General features: G+C 69.1%; 1 protein-coding gene. It reads left to right on the forward strand.

Going from position 1 to position 2941, the window contains the following annotated elements; translation table 11 throughout:
- The coding region (locus ACGFN2_RS35865) for a beta-ketoacyl synthase N-terminal-like domain-containing protein (protein WP_393367178.1) at window positions 1–2941 on the forward strand (2941 nt) is incomplete at both ends.

Genomic DNA, 2941 nt, shown 5'->3' on the forward strand with positions numbered 1-2941 from the left:
TCGACTGGGCCACCTTCGCCCCGGCCTACACCGCCGTACGCCCCAGCCCCTTCCTCGACCGCATCAGCGAAGCGCGTGCTGTGGTGGGGGCGGGTGGCAACACGTCGGCCGATGCAGAGCTGCGCGACCGGTTGAGTGGGTTGAGCGAGACGGAGAGCCTGTATCTGCTGAGCACGACCGTACGGGAGACAGCGGCGGCCATCCTGGGACATGGCTCCGCCGCTGATCTCCCGGAGGGCCGTGCCTTCCGTGAGATGGGCTTCGACTCGCTGACCGCGGTGGAGCTGAAGAACGTCCTCAGCGCCCTCACGGGACTCAGCCTGTCTGCCACCCTGGTCTTCGACTATCCCTCGCCGATCGAACTCGCCCGCCACCTCCAGGAGCAGCTACTCGGGTCGGCCGTCGACCACGACGCGCCGCTCGAAACGAGGCGTGCGGTCGCCGGCGAGCCGATCGCGATCGTCGGCATGGCCTGCCGCTTCCCCGGCGGCGTCGAATCGCCCGAGCGTCTGTGGAACCTGCTCGCCGAGGGGATGGACGCGGTAGGCGCGTTCCCCACCGACCGCGGCTGGGACGTGACGTCGTTGTCCTCGGCGACCGGCGAGGGCGGCTTCCTCTACGACGTGGCCGAGTTCGACGCGGAGTTGTTCGGGATCTCGCCGCGTGAGGCGTTGGCCATGGACCCGCAGCAGCGGCTGCTCCTGGAGACCTCGTGGGAGGCTTTCGAGCGCGCGGGCCTCGACCCGGCCGGGCTGCGGGGCAGCAGGTCCGGTGTCTTCATCGGCACCAACGGCCAGGACTACGCCTCACTGCTCATGGACGCGCCCCAGGACGTGGGTGGTTACGTCGCGACGGGCAACGCGGCGAGCGTGGTCTCGGGCCGGCTCTCGTACTCGTTCGGTCTTGAGGGACCGGCGGTGACGGTGGACACGGCGTGCTCGTCGTCGCTCGTCGCGCTGCACTGGGCCGCCCAGTCGCTGCGCCAGGGCGAGTGCGACCTTGCCCTGGCCGGTGGCGTGACGGTGATGTCGACGCCGGGCGCGTTCATCGAGTTCAGCCGCCAGGGCGGTCTCGCGGAGGATGGCCGCTGTAAGGCCTTCGCGGGTGTGGCCGACGGTACGGGCTGGGGTGAGGGCGTGGGCATGCTGCTCGTCGAGCGTCTTTCGGACGCCGAGCGCAATGGTCACGAGGTGCTCGCGGTCGTGCGGGGCAGCGCGGTGAACCAGGACGGTGCGTCGAATGGGCTTACGGCTCCGAATGGTCCGTCGCAGCAGCGGGTGATCCGGGCGGCGCTGGAGAGCGCCGGTCTGACTCCGGCCGATGTGGATGCGGTGGAGGCGCACGGTACGGGTACGAAGCTGGGTGACCCGATCGAGGCGCAGGCGTTGCTGGCGACGTATGGGCAGGGGCGTGACGGGGACCGGCCGTTGTGGTTGGGTTCGGTGAAGTCGAACATCGGTCACACGCAGGCCGCCGCGGGTGTGGCCGGCGTGATCAAGATGGTCGAGGCCATGCGGCATGGAGTCCTTCCGAAGACGCTGCACGTGGACGAGCCGACCCCGCACGTCGACTGGACGGCGGGAACTGTGGAGCTGCTGATGGAGGCGCGGGACTGGCCGGACACGGCCGGGCGTCCGCGCCGGGGAGGCGTCTCCTCCTTCGGGTTCAGCGGTACGAACGCGCACATCGTCCTTGAGCAGGGGCCGTCCGTCCCTCTGGTGCCCGAGCCCGCGACGGCTGGGGTCGAAGGACCGGTTCCTTGGCTCCTCTCCGGTAAGTCGGAGGCGGCGTTGCGGGATCAGGCGGTGCGGTTGGCGGCTGCGGTGTCTGTTGCGGATGAGTCGCCGGTGGATGTGGGTTTCTCGTTGGTGACGTCTCGGGCGGTGTTGGAGCACCGGGCTGTGGTGGTGGGTTCGTCGCGGGATGAGCTGCTCGCTGGGCTGGGGGACCTGAAGGTTCGTGGGCCGGTGTCTACGGGTGGCCTGGGGTTGTTGTTTACGGGGCAGGGTGCTCAGCGGGCTGGTATGGGGCGGGAGTTGTATGCCGCGTATTCGGTGTTCGCGGAGGTCTTCGACGAGGTCTGTGCCCGGTTGGATGGTGAGCTGGGTCGGTCTTTGAAGGGTGTGGTGTTCGATGGGGGCGGGGAGGGGCTGTTGGACCGTACGCGGTTCACGCAGGCGGCTCTGTTCGCGGTCGAGGTTGCCCTGTACCGGCTGGTGGAGTCGTGGGGTGTACGTCCTGACGCCCTGCTCGGTCATTCGGTCGGAGAGGTCGCGGCTGCGCACGTGGCCGGTGTGCTCTCGCTCGATGACGCGTGTGCGCTGGTTGCTGCTCGTGGCCGGCTGATGGATGCCCTGCCGGAGGGCGGGGCCATGGTCGCGGTGGAAGCCGCTGAGGATGAGGTCCGTGCCGTTCTGGTCGCGGGTGTGTCGGTCGCGGCGGTGAATGGTCCGCGTGCGGTGGTGATCTCCGGTGACGAGGCTCCGGTGGAGCAGGTCGCCGCCGTACTCGCCGAACAGGGCGCGCGGGTCAAGCGGCTGTCGGTCAGTCACGCGTTCCACTCGGCTCGTATGGAGCCGATGCTGGAGGACTTCCGTGCGGTCGCGGCCTCGCTGTCGTACGAGACCGCGCGTATCCCGGTCGTCTCCAATCTCACGGGCGAGATCGCGGGTCCGGAACTCTCCACTCCTGACTACTGGGTGAGGCATGTCCGTGAGGCGGTCCGTTTCGCCGACGGCGTCCACACCCTCCACGCACAGGGCGTCACCCGCTTCGTCGAACTGGGTCCGGACGGTGTCCTGACGGCGATGGCGCAAGGCGTGCTCACCGAGGCCGAGGACGCGCTGTTCGTTCCGGTCCTGCGCAAGGACCGCAACGAGGCGACGAACCTCGTCACCGCGCTCGGTCAACTCCACGCCCACGGCGGCACAGTGGACTGGTC

The sequence above is a fragment of the Streptomyces sp. NPDC048612 genome, from assembly GCF_043199295.1.
In the GTDB taxonomy this organism is placed as follows: Bacteria; Actinomycetota; Actinomycetes; order Streptomycetales; family Streptomycetaceae; genus Streptomyces.